Annotated in this window: 13 protein-coding genes and 1 pseudogene; 7 read left to right on the top strand and 7 right to left on the bottom strand. The window is 60.7% G+C overall.

The annotated features are described in order from the left end of the window. Nucleotides 1–65: 65 nt before the first annotated feature. Complete coding sequence (locus AB4O25_RS10055; RefSeq protein WP_017527693.1) at nucleotides 66–965, top strand: LysR family transcriptional regulator; 900 nt, start codon at nucleotides 66–68, stop codon at nucleotides 963–965. A gap of 7 nt (nucleotides 966–972) precedes the next feature. On the opposite strand, the gene AB4O25_RS10060 is transcribed toward AB4O25_RS10055, so the two are convergent. Continuing rightward, nucleotides 973–1,575, bottom strand: coding sequence for a glutathione S-transferase family protein (locus AB4O25_RS10060; protein WP_217855267.1), 603 nt, complete (start codon nucleotides 1,573–1,575; stop codon nucleotides 973–975). Between the two features lie 10 nt (nucleotides 1,576–1,585). Next, nucleotides 1,586–2,752, bottom strand: coding sequence for an aminotransferase-like domain-containing protein (locus AB4O25_RS10065; RefSeq protein WP_068937084.1), 1,167 nt, complete (start codon nucleotides 2,750–2,752; stop codon nucleotides 1,586–1,588). 82 nt (nucleotides 2,753–2,834) lie between these two features. On the opposite strand from AB4O25_RS10065, the gene AB4O25_RS10070 reads away from it, so the two are divergent. The 3 genes and pseudogenes from AB4O25_RS10070 (at nucleotide 2,835) to AB4O25_RS10080 (ending at nucleotide 5,475) form a co-directional block, all read left to right on the top strand. Beyond that, nucleotides 2,835–3,263: a MarR family winged helix-turn-helix transcriptional regulator gene (locus AB4O25_RS10070; protein WP_026067248.1), complete on the top strand. Its 429-nt coding sequence runs from the start codon at nucleotides 2,835–2,837 to the stop codon at nucleotides 3,261–3,263. A 174-nt stretch (nucleotides 3,264–3,437) separates the two neighbouring features. Then, a pseudogene (locus tag AB4O25_RS10075) lies at nucleotides 3,438–4,785 on the top strand (NCS2 family permease). Nucleotides 4,786–4,848: 63 nt separating this feature from the next. Further along, a complete protein-coding gene (locus AB4O25_RS10080; RefSeq protein WP_460150832.1) occupies nucleotides 4,849–5,475 on the top strand; it encodes a LysE family translocator in 627 nt (208 codons plus the stop codon). A gap of 21 nt (nucleotides 5,476–5,496) precedes the next feature. Here AB4O25_RS10080 and AB4O25_RS10085 read toward each other — a convergent pair whose 3' ends face one another. From AB4O25_RS10085 to uraH, 5 genes are all read right to left on the bottom strand, one after another. Then, nucleotides 5,497–7,185 carry a hypothetical protein gene (locus AB4O25_RS10085; protein ID WP_460150833.1) on the bottom strand — a complete coding sequence of 563 codons (1,689 nt, stop codon included), beginning with the start codon at nucleotides 7,183–7,185 and terminating at the stop codon, nucleotides 5,497–5,499. Nucleotides 7,186–7,282: 97 nt separating this feature from the next. After that, nucleotides 7,283–8,461 carry a dermonecrotic toxin domain-containing protein gene (locus AB4O25_RS10090; protein WP_460150834.1) on the bottom strand — a complete coding sequence of 393 codons (1,179 nt, stop codon included), beginning with the start codon at nucleotides 8,459–8,461 and terminating at the stop codon, nucleotides 7,283–7,285. Next, entirely contained in the window at nucleotides 8,458–9,855 is a 1,398-nt protein-coding gene (locus AB4O25_RS10095) for a hypothetical protein (RefSeq protein ID WP_460150835.1), read from the bottom strand. Before AB4O25_RS10095 ends, AB4O25_RS10090 begins: the two co-directional genes overlap by 4 nt. Nucleotides 9,856–9,865: 10 nt before the next feature. Then, nucleotides 9,866–10,705 (bottom strand): hypothetical protein, encoded by an 840-nt coding sequence (locus AB4O25_RS10100; protein ID WP_460150836.1) that lies wholly within the window; start codon nucleotides 10,703–10,705, stop codon nucleotides 9,866–9,868. A gap of 172 nt (nucleotides 10,706–10,877) precedes the next feature. After that, complete coding sequence (gene uraH, locus AB4O25_RS10105) at nucleotides 10,878–11,231, bottom strand: hydroxyisourate hydrolase (protein WP_460150837.1); 354 nt, start codon at nucleotides 11,229–11,231, stop codon at nucleotides 10,878–10,880. 384 nt (nucleotides 11,232–11,615) lie between these two features. On the opposite strand from uraH, the gene puuE reads away from it, so the two are divergent. From puuE to alc, 3 genes are read left to right on the top strand one after another with little or no spacing between them, the layout of a single operon-like run. Continuing rightward, entirely contained in the window at nucleotides 11,616–12,542 is a 927-nt protein-coding gene (gene puuE / locus AB4O25_RS10110) for an allantoinase PuuE (protein ID WP_017527686.1), read from the top strand. Continuing rightward, nucleotides 12,539–13,054: a 2-oxo-4-hydroxy-4-carboxy-5-ureidoimidazoline decarboxylase gene (gene uraD, locus AB4O25_RS10115; protein WP_065876486.1), complete on the top strand. Its 516-nt coding sequence runs from the start codon at nucleotides 12,539–12,541 to the stop codon at nucleotides 13,052–13,054. Before puuE ends, uraD begins: the two co-directional genes overlap by 4 nt. 42 nt (nucleotides 13,055–13,096) lie before the next feature. Continuing rightward, a complete protein-coding gene (gene alc, locus AB4O25_RS10120; protein WP_017527684.1) occupies nucleotides 13,097–14,092 on the top strand; it encodes an allantoicase in 996 nt (331 codons plus the stop codon). The last annotated feature ends 59 nt before the right edge of the window (nucleotides 14,093–14,151 follow it).

Consider the following 14,151-nt stretch of genomic DNA (forward strand, 5'->3'; position numbering starts at 1 on the left):
GTTAGTCTTTGTAAATTGGAATATTCGGCCTGGCATGTTCGGAAAAACAAAATGAAGCGATCGCTATGAAGAACTCTATCCAGCACATACAAGCCTTTCTCGCGGTAGCGCGGACGGGCAGCTTCACCAAGGCTGCCAACGAATTGCATCTGTCACCTTCGGCCCTCACCGTGCAAGTGCAACAGTTGGAAGACTGGCTCGGCGTCGCCCTGCTCGATCGCAGCCCGCGCCATGTGAGCATCACCGCCGCCGGCCAGGAAGCGCGCGGCCCCATGGAAAAGCTGCTGCTGGACCTGGACAACATCGTCACGGGCTCACGCGACCTCGCCGCCTTGCGCCGCGGCGTGGTCAGCATTGCCGCCCTGCCCTCGGTGTGCGCAGGAGCCCTGCCGCCGGCCTTGCGCCTGTTTCGCGAACGCTTTGCCGGGATCGACGTGCGCTTGCATGACCTGGTCGCGCACCGCATCCATGCCCAGGTGCGTGAAGGCCTGGTGGACTTCGGCATCGGCGTACGCGCACGGCTGAGCCACGGGCTGGATTTTGTACCGGTGCTGAATGACCGGCTGTGTGCGTTCGTGCCGCTGGGTCATCCCCTCGCCCGTCACCGCCGGTTGACGCTGGAGCAATTGGCGGACCAGCCGATCATCCTGACCGGGCGCGACAGCAGTGTGCGCGAGCAGGTGGACGCCTTGTTCGATCAGATGCGGCTGACGATGACCGCAGGCATGGAGGCCAACTACATGTCGACGGTGCTGGCGTTGGTGCGCCAGGGCTTGGGGATCAGCGTGCTGCCGGAATCGGCGGCGGACAGCCTGGAGGGGTTGAAGCGCATCAACATCGACCATCCCGGCGTAAACCGGGAGATCGGGCTGATCAGTCGCAGCGGGATGGGGCTGAGCCCGGCGGCGCGGCAGTGTTTTGACCTATTGAGCGACGAACTATCTGACAAACCACCCCACATTTAATCTGTGTTTAGTCCAGCATCGAGACATGCTTGGGGTGGCTGGCCACTCGTTGCAACCATGCCTGCACAGCCGGGTAAGGCGCCAGGTCGAAACCACCTTCATGCGCCACATGGGTGTAGGCATACAACGCGATGTCGGCAATCGAATACTGCTCGCCCACCAGGTAGGGCGTGGCCTGCAGTTGCCGTTCCATCACGCGCAGGGCTTTGTAACCGCCCTTGTGGGTCGTCTTGTATTCCTCAAGACGATCCTCCGGCATGTTCAGGTAAAACTGGATAAACCGCGCCACTGCAATGTACGGCTCGTGGCTGTACTGCTCGAAGAACTGCCATTGCAGCACTTGCGTGCGCAAGCGCGGCTCGCTCGGCAAAAATTCGCTGCCGTCGGCGAGGAAGTTGAGAATCGCGTTGGACTCCCACAGGCAGGTGCCGTCTTCCAGTTCCAGCACCGGGATCTTGCCGTTGGGGTTCTTGGCCAGGAACTCTGCGGTCTGGGTGTCGCCGTTGAGGATGTCGACATTCACCCATTCGTACCGGATGCCCAACAGGTTCAGCATCAACTTGACCTTGTAGCAGTTGCCCGAACGGTAATCGCCATAAACCTTGTACATGGGGCTCCCCTTATGCCGCTTGCGCGTGCTGTGCTTGACGGATCACGCTGGCCAGGCGCTTGAGGCCTTCATCCAGGCGGGCCGGGTCGATATGGCTGAAATTGAGGCGCAACGAGCCCAGGTGCTGGTCCGGCTCGGAGAAGAACGGTTCACCGGGCATGAACGCCACATTCTGCTGCAACGCTTGGGGCAATAAGGTGCGGGTGTCCAGCGGCCGTTTCAAGGTCAGCCAGAAGAATAATCCGCCCTGAGGCACCTGCCAGTCGGCCAAATCGCCAAAGTGATGCTCGAGCGCGGTCTGGAACGCATCGCGGCGCTCACGGTAAAAGCTGCGCAATTGCAGCAGGTGTTGCTGATATTTTTCGCTGCCGACCCACTGCATCGCCTGCCACTGGCCCACACGGTTGGTATGCAGGTCTGCCGATTGCTTGAGCTTGAGCAGGTGCGGGAACAGGTCCGGGCTGGCGATCAGGTAGCCGACACGCAAGCCGGGCAACAGGGTTTTGGACACGGTGCCGGTGTAGATCCAGCTGGCCTTGTGCAGGCGGCTGACGATCGGTCGCGCGCTGCCACCGTCGAAGGACAGTTCGCGGTAGGGTTCGTCTTCGATCAGGGTCACGCCGAACTCATCGAGCAGGGCCGCCACGGCGTCACGCTTGGCTTCGCTGTAGCGCACGGCCGACGGGTTCTGGAAGGTCGGGATCAGGTAGATGAAGGCCGGATGATGGCGTTCGAGATTGGCGCGCAACGCGGCCAGGTCCGGGCCGTCGGCTTCCAGCGGCACGGTGAGGCATTCGGCGCCGAACAGCTGGAAGATCTGCAATGCGGCCAGGTAGGTCGGGCCTTCCAGCAGGATCTGCGTGCCTTTATCGATATACAGCTTGGCCGCCAGGTCCAGGGTTTGCTGGGAACCGCTGACCACCAGCACCTGGCTGGCCTGGCACGGCACGCCCAGGGCGCGGGCTTGGGCGGCGAGCAACTCGCGCAGCTGCGGCTCGCCTTCGCTCATGCCGTATTGGCCGATGTTCAGCGGCATGTCGTCCCAGTTCAGCGCGGGCAACATGGCTTCGGCCGGCAGGCCTGCGGCAAATGACATCACTTCCGGGCGCTGGGCTGCCGCGAGGATTTCACGGATCAAGGAGCTTTTAAGGCGGGTAACACGTTCAGAGAAGGGCATGGAGGTCACCGCTGGCGGAGGCTGTGGGAAATACGTCAAACTGGTTGACCGAAACTACGACGACTTGAGTGGATACGTCAATATGCTTGACCTTAAAAACCAGACCAGTCAGCAACTCGCCATGGAAGCGTTCTTCTTCGGCTACCAGGCCTTTACCGCCAAGGCTGACGAAATGCTCGAGCGGCGCGGCCTGAGCCGGGTGCACCAGCGCATTGTGTTTTTTATCGCGCGCTACCCGGCGTTGAGCGTCAAAGAGCTGTTGGAATTACTCGGCGTGAGCAAGCAGGCGCTGAACATGCCGCTGCGCCAATTGCAGGAAATGCACCTGGTGCAGAGCATTGCGTCCGAGACCGACAAGCGCAAACGCTTGCTGGAGTTGACCGACGAAGGCCGGCGTTTCGAGCAGTCGTTGCGCCGTGAACAGGTAAAGCTGTTGCAGCGTGCGTTCAGTGAAACCGGGGAAGAGGCGGTGGCCGGATGGTTGGCGGTCAATCAGGCCCTGAGTGGGTGAATTAGCCTTTCATCCAATTCTGAGTACATAATCAAAAACATTATTTGCTTTATTTGTATACAAAAGCATAATTCGCTTCGTGCGAGTTCCTGACCTATTAGTCAACAAACCCGCCAGTACCTCACAGCGCCCGCGCGCTGGCCATAACAATAAAATGCTTGAGGAGTACTCGCTGTGGATAGCCGCAAATCCGAAGCCCCAACGCTCGACCACGCCATACCGCACAGCGGCTGGCTGGAACGCCTGTTTAAACTGCGCTTGCATGGCACCACAGTGAAGACCGAGCTGATCGCCGGCCTCACCACCTTCATCACCATGGCCTACATCATCTTCGTCAACCCCAACATCATGGCCGACGCCGGCATCGATCATGGTGCGGCCTTTGTCGCCACCTGCATCGCCGCCGCGCTGGGCTGCCTGTTGATGGGCCTGTATGCCAACTGGCCTGTAGGCCTGGCACCAGGGATGGGGCTGAATGCGTTTTTTACCTACACCGTGGTCGGCACCATGGGCTACACCTGGGAGACCGCACTGGGTGCGGTGTTTATCTCAGGGGTGCTGTTCATGATCCTGACCCTGTCGCGCATTCGTGAATGGCTGCTCAACAGCATTCCCGTGAGCCTGCGCCACGCCATGGGCGCGGGCGTCGGTTTGTTCCTGGGGGTGATCGGCCTGAAAACCGCCGGCATCATCGTCGACAGCCCAGCCACTCTGATCAAGCTGGGCCCGCTGCATGAGCCCGCGCCGCTGCTGGCGGCCATCTGTTTTCTGTTAATCGCGATCCTCAGCTATCACCGCGTGTTCGGCGCGATCCTGCTCAGCATCATCGCCGTGACCCTGGCGGGTTGGGGCCTGGGCCTGGTGCAGTACCAAGGCATCGTCGCCAGCCCGCCGAGCCTGGCGCCGACCTGGATGGCCATGGACGTGATGGGCGTGTTCAACGTCAGCATGATCAGCGTGGTGTTTGCGTTCCTGTTCGTGCACATGTTCGACACCGCCGGCACCTTGATGGGCGTGGCCCAGCGCGCGGGCCTGGTGAACGCCGACGGCCGGATCGAAAACCTGTCCCGTGCCTTGAAGGCCGACAGTGCGTCCAGCGTGTTCGGCGCCATGGTCGGCGTGCCACCGGTGACCAGTTATGTGGAAAGCGCCGCAGGCGTGGCCGCGGGTGGGCGCACCGGGTTGACCGCCGTCACCGTGGGCGTTTTGTTTGTCGCCGCGATGTTTTTCGCGCCGCTGGCCGGCATGATTCCGGCGTATGCCACAGCGGGTGCGTTGATCTACGTGGCGATGCTGATGATGAGCGGCATGGCGCAAATCCGAGTGGGACGACGCCACCGACAGCATTCCGGCGATTGTCACCATGATCATGATGCCGCTGACCTTTTCGGTCGCCGACGGTATCGCCCTGGGCTTTATCACCTACGTGGCGCTCAAGGCCGGCACCGGCAAGCACAAGGAAATTTCCGTGAGCCTGTGGGTGTTGTGTGCGATTTTCATTGCCAAGTTTGTCTTCCTGTAACCGCGGAAGTGGCGAATACCGCCTCGCCTTCGGGCGGGGCTTTTGCATGAATGGAGGACTGTAATGAGCGTGGAAACCTGGCTGCTGTTCAGCGGCGCTGCATTGATCGTGATCCTGATCCCCGGCCCGCTGTCGCTGCTGATGATCAGCAACAGCCTCAACTATGGCCTGCGCCGCTCCTACCCGGCGTTCCTCGGCGGGGTATTTGCGTCGATTTGTCTGTTGAGCGCGTCGGCCTTGGGCCTGGGCGCGCTGTTGCTGGCATCGGAACAGTTGTTCAGCGCCCTGAAGATCGTCGGCGCGCTGTACCTGTTCTACCTCGCCTGGCAGAGCTGGCAGCAATCGCGGCAACCGGCCCAGGGGGCCGAAGTCCCGCAGGCGCCGGCCGTGCCGCGTTTTCGCGCGCTGTTTGGCCGGGCCTTCGTGTTGGGCGCCAGCAACCCCAAGGACATCCTGTTTTTTGCCGCCTTTCTGCCGCAGTTTCTCGATAGCCAAGGGCCGTTTTTGCCGCAACTGCTGGTGATGATCGCGACGTGGACCGTGCTCGACCTGTTGTGCAAGCTGGCCTATGGCCTGGGCGCCCATGGCGCTGCGCGGTATCTGCGCAGCGGCAAGGGCCAAAGCTGGTTCAACCGGGTCAGTGCCGGCCTGTTCGGCGGCGCCGGCGCGGCTTCGTTGCTCAGCCGGTAGACGTTCTGGGCGGATTTAGCGTCAGTCCAGGTCGGCCGGCCTCAAAAAGTAAATTGTCGGCCGATTGGCATTCTGGATGCCGGCGAATAGCTTGACCAGTCGGCCCTCATTCTGGGCCGTCAGGAACGGTTGATAGACCGTTGGATGCGAGCTGTGTTTGTCCGTGAACCATGCACGAGACATCAAACGTCCCCGTCCGCTTTTCATCTCGAGAGATACCCCATCCAGCCATTTGATCCATATGAAATACACGTTATTTGAAGCTGTATGTGCGCAAACCAGATAGGCAAGCTGCCTGCTGCCAGAGGTGACGCGCTTCAGCGTGACCGTAAATCCGAGAGACTGAAGGACATCAGTCACGGCAGTGATACTGGCGCTTATCCGAGCATTGGTGATCGCTATGTCACCGTGTGATGGTCCGAGCAGCCTGGCCTCCAGCGCACCTGGCAGACCGAAGTCCACACGCTCGTACCCTCCCACCTCGCCATCCAGTCCCACGTACAGATTGGTTTTTTTGCGCGGTCTGACAGGCCGCAGCATTGTCAGTAGATCGTCGGTCGGTGCCATCTGCCCCAGTGCGGGAGGCACCCATCTATTCAGCGTTGCACGGATGGTTAATAAACGAGTGCTCGTGACGGATGTGCCAGTGTCGGCCAGCTCCACCATTCTGTGCGTCAACTGTCGCAGACTGGCCGGTGTCAGGCCCGGGAAACGGTTAGCCAGTGATTGTGAAAGCGGCTGGAGGAACAGGTCTCGACGCGGGCTCCAACGCAGGTCGGCGCCGTATGTGAGCATCAACGGTTGCGGTGTGGGGGTTTGCCCCAGGTGCATGGCCAAACCATCGAGGCTGTCAATCACCCCGCCTGGTGGTCTGAGGAAGACGAGGTCGGCATGGGGCTGCGAGCCGTCGGCAAGTGTCTCATAAAAGTTCGCGCCCACTTTAACGAGCCGGCGCGGCGAGCCGGTTGCCTGATACAGGTTTTTGCCTGGCGTTATCTCGGTGAGTTCTCCGATGTTCAGCGTCTGCCCCCATTCGCGCCATTGACTGGTGATGTTGGTCGGACGTCTCGTCAAATCACCCAGCAAGCGTGACGACGGTGGCGACCAACTGACCGGGGTGGGCGCGGGTGTCGGCCGCCAGGAAGCACTTGCGCCGGTACTCGTTCCCGGCTGCGGGTTGTCGGCGCCCAGCAGCCATTCACGGGGCTCTTCGATAAATACAAACAGCTCATTCTCGCCAGGTTTCTGGGTGTTTTTGAAACGCAGCCGTTGCTCACCTTTGCGTCGATAGACACCCAGGCGCTGGCCTGTGGCGTCGAGCACGAACTGCTCGCCGTCGCGTATCCGTGTCCCCTTGTCCACCGGCGCCTTGAGCTCGACCGCATCGACCGCCTCGCCTGCCATCTTGTAGGGAGACGGCCCCTTGAACCTGGACGACGACAGAGGCCGCACGGCAAGGCTGGCTTGCCTGCGCTGGCCTTGATGCAGACGCCTTAGCGCCGCGCCCATCGAGCGCTTTGACGAGCCGGTGGCCAGCTTACCCGCTGCGGCCCCTTTTACCGGCAGGAACAGCATTACGCATTCGAGCAATAACAGGTGCACGCTGGACACCAACTCGATCACATCATCGGCACTGCCGCTGTGATAAAGCCGTCGCGCGGCCAATATCGCCTCCCAAGCCATGACCCCCACACCCACCAGGGGGATCATCGATAACAGCCCCCTGTTGGTTCGACCCGTCGCCTCGCCATATCGCCACTGACGATACGTCTGCAGCCTTTCGAGAGAATTGGATTGAGCATGCGCCTCACGCTGCACCCGCAATACCCTGTGCGTGGGCCAGGAGACCGAGCATATCCGTGGCATCCGTTGCGCTGATGCCGAGCCATTCGTGCGGACCATGCGCTCGCTGCTCGAGGATCTCGGCCTCTATCTCGCTCAAGGCCGCCGCAGGGAACACTCGGTGGGTCTTGAACCATCGATACAGGTATTTGCCCGTCTCAACCGCCCCGTGAACGAGAGGCAAGACTGAAAACATCCCGTTGCGTTCCAGCATGCGGCGCCAGATCGAAGCGGGCTCGACCAGCGCTTTGATATAGCCAGGGTAACCAAGCAGAGCTTGCGACTCGGAACCAGGCGCAACATGTTCAGCCAACCGGGAGATGGGTTCTCCGGGCTGCAGGTGCGCTATCAAGGCCTCGCGCAACGCCTTGAGGCTCGTGTATTCGGACAGCGCCGGGTAACCAATGGCGCCGGGCCAGTAAAGCAGGCAATAACCGCTGCCTGGGTCATGAATCACCACCCTCGCGGCAATATGCCGCGCCCATGGCAGCGTCAGCGCCTCCAGCCGTAGAAAACACAGTTGCAGCGGCGCCAGGCTCACGCCACGCTTGTTCGCCAACACCTTTGCAAACAGCTGCCGGCCCCGCTCGCTCAGCACGCACTGCTGCTGATCGAGCAGCGCCAGCTTCGCCTGACGCTTGACCGGCCGGCGCAATAACTCGTGCAGCAATGGCGACACCTGCGCGGTCCGGGCCATGCCCTCTTCGCCATAACAGACCTCAAGGATTTTGCGCTCAAATTGCCCGCCAAGGTCCAGGCCAGAGATAGTCTTGATCAGGTAATCCACGTTCAGGCGCGTTGTCCAGACCGGGTCCAGGCAGGTCATATGCTGCAGGCGCCAGCGCGTCCATGGCGCTTGTGGGTCGAGATTGTTCAGGGCCAGTTGCACGAAGCTGTAGGTGGTGCGCTCCGGACTCACCAGCGTTTTCGCGCCGGCTTCCCCCACCGCGCGCTCAGGGTGGGCGGCCCAGACCTTGCTCACGTCGTCTGGAATATCGAAAAGCGGCTTGTCGATATCCAACCCAGGGTAAAAACCATCCTGGGTCAATTGCAGGATCAAGCGCTGGCGGCCGAAACTTTCTATGTCGCCCAACTGAGTGGCCAACCAACGCTGGAGATTGAACTCACTGTGTTGCTGTCTCAAAAGCAAGCGCCGGTGATCCGTGCCAAGGGGGGCAGCGTGGCGCTGAACCTGGCAGCGGCGATGACCAGTTGGATATTATTCAAGGCCATTTCCCGCGCATCGTTGGCCGGCACCTGCAGGTTCTGCACGGCCTCCATCGCCAGCAAGGTCGTGGTCAACGATCTGTCGCTGACTTCGGTGAACATCCGCTCGCCTCGTCCAAGCCGCTCGTGCGCCTCCACCAGCGCCGCTATCTGCTCCTGAAGGCCGATTTTCAGCGCATCGGCCCCAAGCGCTTCGACAGTCACCTCCAGCGCTTCGTCCACCGCCAAGCTTCGGACCCAGTCACGCGCAGCGTTGCGCTCGGCACGCCCGATGCATTGCCAGAGCGCAGCGGGTTCAGCGGCCTTGAAACTGGCCTGTACACACTGCTTCAGGTACGTCAGGGATTTAAACCGTTGCAAGCCACCGTCAATGCCAGGCACATACAACAACACCGCCTGGCTGGAGGCTGCGGGCTTATCCGCACCGGCGAGTACGCATGCACCACGCAATCGGTACCTGGGCTGCGACGCCGAACCGATACTGAGCGCCAACACCCGATCTGCACGGGTGTCGCTCGCCTGTGCCTGCGCCGGCGTCGCGGTGAGCGCCGTGACGCGTGCCAAGAGCGTCGGATCAATCAAGCCCATCCGGTGTCCCAGCAGTGCCTCGAGCTCCAACGCCGCGCCACGAGCGCTCAGCAGGCGCTGCTCCAGACTAAGCTGGTCGATGCCGATGTCGGCCCAAGACGCCGACTCATGCAATCGGTGCGCCTGCGCTTGCAGCAACTCCACGCATTGATCGCGTTTTTCCAGCCATTGTTTGTGCAGGGCCACGGCGGTGTTGAATGCCTGGGTCTGCTCGCCTGGTTTCTCGGGGTTGAGCAGACGTTGAAAGGCGAGTTCCTGATGCCGCACCTTCGCTTCGCAGGCACGCAAGGGTAAGTGGGTCGAGAGGCTGGAAAAGCTGATCTCACGATGACGCCGTTGCTTGTCCCTTTCCAGCAACCGCGACAGAACGGTGTTCAACTCGGGTTGCACGGATATCACGCCCCGTTCCTGCTCCACCTGCAGCAGGCGTTCGAGCGGTCGCATATGCGCGCCCTTGATTGCGTTGCCGGCAAACAGATAGGGGATATTGATCTCCAGCAATGTGGCCAGTTCGTTGTCCCACTGCACCTTTAACAGCGCCTCGGCGCTATGGGACAAGGCATCCATGCTGATGTGCGGGCCTATCCGGCCTGCGGCGAAGGGCAGCAGTGCGACTGCTGTGGCCGGTGCTAACTGGTGACGTCGAGGCAACTCCAACAGCGGCCACAACAGCAGCGCATGCTTATTGACCAGCGTGGCGAATTGGGCCTGCCATTCTTGCAAGCTGCTGAACTCATAAAACGCTTGAGCCAGGCCGGGTAGGTAGCAGGACCTGTCGCTTATCCTCAGTCCCCTCCTGATAGAAAAAATGCAAGGCCCCACTGAACGGGATCTGGCTGTCACCCTCTCCTGGACACACTACTTGCGCCACGTGCAGTTTCGCGCGCACGCCTCCCGCCAGTGCACGGGCCTGAGGCGTTGGCGCTTCGACCACGGTCATGACCATCTGCAACCCGGCGTCGGACAGTTGATTCAACCCGTGGGCCAGCACTGCCTGGTCAGCCGCGAACTCCCGGTACAGCGTGCACCAGCGATCCTTGCGCGAACAGACCTCGTTTTCAGCCAGCACTTGCCAATACGCCGGCACAGCGGCCTCAATGCGTTCGAGCAGATCCACATCGAAAATCTCATCCAGCACTCTGTCGGTTTGGCCCTCCGGTCGGCATACCTGCTCGCTCCATACACCTGCTCTCGTACACGCATGTTCGGCCAGCAGATGCATGATCGTGTCGGTCAAGTTGCGACGCCATGGCGGCGCATCGGGCACCAATGGCACATTGAGCAACAGGGAATCGGGGTCAGTCTCGAATGTTTCGCGCAACGTCTTGCGGATCAGCCGGGTAATTCTTGGCGAACTAACCTGCATCTTTTGCAACAGGTGCGCGTGCCGCGCGCATCGCGCCTGAGCGTGGTAAAGCTGATTGAGCATTTGGCTGGGGTGAGCGCTGGTGGACAAGCGCTCAATCAGGACCGACTCCATCCACGCCACGGAGCCTGGTGGGTCGGAGGAAGACGCTGACCCTTGCGTACGTTCAGGGGTTTTATCAGTCGCGGCCAACTCTTCGGGTTCCATGCCTGCATCCATTCTCTGCTGTAAAACCGCAGATTAGGGGCTGGCTCACCGCTCTGGCGCTACATAAATAGCTCGAGATCGTTGGCGATCAGCCACATCGGACGAAAAAAAGCCCGCAGTGTGCGCGGGCCAAACCTTTGAGTCGCTTTGGGGGTGTGAAGCGAGGTGACGCTCAGCTACCGCGATAAGTGGAGTAGCTGTAGGGCGAAATCAGCAGGGGCACATGGTAATGGTCCTGTTCGGCACTGATGCCAAAGCGCAGCACCACCACCTCGAGGAACGCAGGTTCCGGCAACTGCACGCCACGGGCACGGTAGTAATCGCCGGCACTGAACTGTAACTGGTAGACGCCGCTGCGGTAGTCATCGCCTTGCAGCAGCGGCGCGTCGCAACGGCCATCGCTGTTGGTGACTGCGCTGGCGACCCGCTCGAGCTGCGCGCCTTCGACGCGGTACAGTTCAACCTGGATGGCGCTGCCGGGGCAGCCGTGAGCCGCATCCAGTACGTGTGTGGTCAGTCGTCCCATGGATCCGGGCTCCCTTATTGAGTCGAATGAAGATAGGCCGCACCTTTGCAGGGCATGAAAAAGCCGGTGACGGGCTAATTAAGACACTTTTAATGAAAATTGTACACAATAAAAATCACAAACTTTTGCGCGAGCCTTTGAACCTCCCTCCTTGCAGCAGATCCTCATTGAGCCTTGCTTTTTAAAGACCTTTCATCCATTTACTGACCAGTTGGGCAAGTTTCTGCAATGCCAGGCGCTAACGCTGGGCTGGAAAAAATGCAGAATTACAGGCTTACAAAGTGACCAGCAAGTTGTATACAATCATCCCATCGCTGTGACGCCACCCGATCTTTTCCGCCGGCCGCCACACACTTGCTACCACGCACAAGAAGGAAGACTGCAGTGAGCGCTGACTACCCACGCGACCTGATCGGTTACGGCAGTAACCCTCCTCACCCCCACTGGCCGGGCAAGGCGCGCATCGCGTTGTCTTTCGTACTCAACTACGAAGAAGGCGGCGAGCGCAACATCTTGCACGGCGACAAAGAGTCCGAAGCCTTCCTCTCGGAAATGGTCTCGGCCCAACCGCTTCAGGGCGAGCGCAACATGAGCATGGAGTCGCTGTACGAATACGGCAGCCGTGCCGGCGTGTGGCGCATCCTCAAGCTGTTCAAGGCATTCGATATTCCGTTGACCATCTTCGCCGTGGCCATGGCCGCCCAGCGCCATCCGGATGTGATCCGTGCCATGGTCCAGGCCGGCCACGAGATCTGCAGCCACGGTTACCGCTGGATCGACTATCAGTACATGGACGAGGCCCAGGAGCGCGAGCACATGCTCGAAGCCATCCGCATCCTCACCGAGCTGACCGGCGAACGCCCGCTGGGCTGGTACACCGGCCGCACCGGCCCCAATACGCGGCGGCTGGTAATGGAAGAAGGCGGTTTCCTCTACGACTGCGACACCTACGACGACGACCTGCCCTACTGGGAGCCGAACACCCCCACCGGCAAGCCGCACCTGGTGATCCCTTATACGCTGGACACCAACGACATGCGCTTCACTCAGGTGCAGGGTTTCAACAAGGGCGATGATTTTTTCGAGTACCTCAAAGACGCTTTCGACGTGCTTTACGCCGAAGGGGCCGAGGCGCCGAAGATGCTCTCCATCGGCCTGCATTGCCGCCTGATCGGCCGCCCTGCCCGCTTGGCGTCGTTGAAGCGCTTTATCGAGTACGCCAAAAGCCACGAACAGGTGTGGTTCACCCGTCGCGTCGATATTGCCCGCCACTGGCACGAAACCCACCCCTGCACGGGAGCGGTGAAATGACTGCGTTTCACAGCCTGAAACCGTCGACCTTGAGCCGTGACGCCTTTGTCGCCGCCTTCGCCGATATCTACGAACATTCGCCATGGGTGGCCGAAAAGGCCTACGACCTGGGCCAGGACGCGTCGATCGACCAGATCGAAACCCTGCACCAGCGCATGAGCGACATCCTGTTGAGCGCCGATCATGCCAGCCAACTGGCGTTGATCAATGCTCACCCGGACCTGGCCGGCAAAGCGGCCGTCCAGGGCCAACTCACCCAAGCCAGCACCGATGAACAGGCTGGCGCGGGGATTCACCAATGCACGGCCGAAGAGTTCTCACGCTTCACCGAGCTGAACGATGCCTACAAGGCCAAGTTCAAGTTTCCCTTCATCATGGCGGTAAAAGGCAGCAACCGGCACCAGATCCTTGCCGCGTTCGAAACGCGCATCCACAACTCTGCGGACGCCGAGTTCAAATGCGCGCTGGACGAGATCAACAAGATCGCGTTGTTCCGCTTACTGACCCTCTAAGCAGTCCATCCCCAGCCACTCTATCTAAGGCAGACAAGAAGAATGAAAGCGCAACCCGTACCTTTCGAGAAGTTCGTCAACCTGGCCGACGCCCGCCTGGGCACCAAGATTCTCTCGGTGACCGATGACTGGTTCGCTGACGCCAACCGCCTGTTCCAGCCGACCCCGGCCGTGTGGAAGGAGGGCGTTTTCGATGACAACGGCAAGTGGATGGACGGCTGGGAATCGCGCCGCAAGCGCTTCGAAGGCTACGACAGCGCGGTGATCCAACTCGGCGTACCGGGCCGAATCAAGGGCGTGGACATCGACACTTCATTCTTCACCGGCAACTTCCCGCCGTCGGCCTCCCTGGAAGCCTGCTTCCTGGCTTCGGGCGAGCCGGACGAAAACACCCAGTGGACCGAAGTGCTGTCGGCCGTCGAGCTGCAAGGCAACAGCCACCACTACCACGAGATCAACCACGAACAGGCGTTCAGCCACCTGCGCTTCAACATTTACCCGGATGGCGGCGTGGCCCGCCTGCGGGTGTACGGCGTGCCGTACCGCGACTGGTCGTCTGTAGGCGACAACGAACAGGTCGACCTGGCCGCCGCGCTCAATGGTGGCCGTGCCCTGGCCTGTTCCGATGAACACTTCGGCCGCATGAGCAACATCCTCAACCCCGGCCGCGGCATCAACATGGGCGACGGCTGGGAAACCGCACGGCGTCGTACACCGGGCAATGACTGGGTGATCGTCGCGCTGGGCCACCCGGGCGAGATCGAAAAAATCATCGTCGATACCCTGCACTTCAAGGGCAACTACCCGGACACCTGCTCGATCCAGGGCGCCTTCGTAAAAGGCGGCACCGACAGCCAGATCGAAACCCAATCGTTGTTCTGGCGCGAACTGCTGCCGGCGCAGAAACTGGAAATGCACGCCGAACACACCTTCGCCGAGCAGATCAAGGCGCTGGGGCCGATTACCCACATCCGCTTGAATGTGTTCCCGGACGGTGGTGTGAGTCGCCTGCGTGTGTTGGGCAAGGTAGCCAAATAAGGGTCGACCCAATCGCGGTAGACCAGACAACATCAAATTCGAAAACTTAAGAAGACAGC

The sequence above is a fragment of the Pseudomonas sp. S3_A03 genome (assembly GCF_054668275.1).